This is a genomic window from Polaromonas sp. P3_C2 (genome assembly GCF_056402675.1).
Genome location: NZ_JBFUGX010000900.1, coordinates 1 through 1,393 on the forward strand (window position 1 = coordinate 1; position 1,393 = coordinate 1,393).

Sequence of the window (1,393 nt, forward strand, 5' to 3'; positions counted from 1 at the left end):
ATGGAGCGACGGTCACGCCGCGACGTCCTTGCGTCGATTGGAGCGGGAAGTCTTCCCGTGGTTGGGTGATCGCTCGATGAGTTCGGTTACGCCTCCTGAGCTGCTTGCTGTGGTTCGAAAAGTGGAGGCGCGCAGTGCATTCGAAACGGCTGACCGATGCTTGATGCTGGCGGGTCAGATCTGGCGATATGGCGTATCTACCGGCCGGGTTGACCGGGACATATCGGTGGGCCTCAAGAGCGCGCTGACGCCATACCGTGGCAAGCACTTCGCTGCGATTACGGACCCAGACGCATTGGCTCCATTGCTGCGTTCAATCGATGCTTACAAGGGCGGGCGGGTCGTTCGTGCTGCGTTGAAACTGGCCCCTATGCTTTTTCAGCGTCCCGGGGAGCTACGTGCAGCGGCTTGGAGCGAGATCAATTTAGATGAAGGGATGTGGACAATACCCGCCGCTCGTATGAAGCGCGAGAAGGACGGAAAAGAAAACGGGGATCCGCACCTTGTCCCCTTGCCCAAGCAAGCAGTTGAGATATTGCGTGAGCTTCACGTTTGGACGGGACATGGGGCGTTAGTTTTTCCGGGCGAACGAAATCATGAGAAACCCATTTCGGAGAACTCTGTTCGAACCGCACTGATCGCGTTGGGATACACCTCCGAAATCCAGACGTGGCATGGATTCAGAGCTACAGCGCGGACGATGCTGGCTGAGCGGCTCGAATGCGATCTTCAGGTGATTGAGGCGCAGCTCGCGCACGCGGTGAAGGATGCGAACGGTCGCGCCTATAACCGGACCCAGTATGTAAAACAGCGAAGCCAAATGATGCAGCAATGGGCCGATTATTTGGATGGACTAAAACGCGGGGCCAAAATAATTTCGCTAAAAGCTGCGTAAAGTTGCGCTTGTATTTGTCCGGATATAGAATCGCAGCCGGAAGCAAATACGACAGCGATTCGCCGCTGGGCTGTCTGTATCTGACCTCTCCAAAATACGCAAAGGACCTGTAGTTCATCAGGCAATGGCTTAGCGCCGTTGGTTTGCATTAGATCGAGCCGTTTGGCTTTCTAGTGTTACCAGCGGCGTTTTCAATTGACCCATGGAAATCTATGTCCAGCATCGTATTGCCAGCAAAAAAAGACTACCGCGCTCGCGGCCACGTCGCGCCTAAACCTCCCTCAATTGATATTACGCAACCGGGAAGACTTCGCACTGCGAATGTATTAGCTCTGTGTGCGATATCCCACAGCACCCTATATGCCCGCCTGAATGCGGGCACCTTTCCGAAGCCTGATGGACAAGATGGTGGGCGTAATTTCTGGCGCACCGAAACCATTCTTTCCTATTTGTCATAGTTCTAGTGCGATGGACTGCACATGGCAACCGTCATAAGAC

General features: G+C 54.4%; 1 protein-coding gene. It reads left to right on the forward strand.

What is annotated here, in order from left to right; translation table 11 throughout:
- On the forward strand, positions 1–895 hold an 895-nt coding region (locus tag AC1DWI_RS23185), incomplete at its 5' end, for a tyrosine-type recombinase/integrase (protein WP_477725922.1).
- Between the last annotated feature and the right edge of the window lie 498 nt (positions 896–1,393).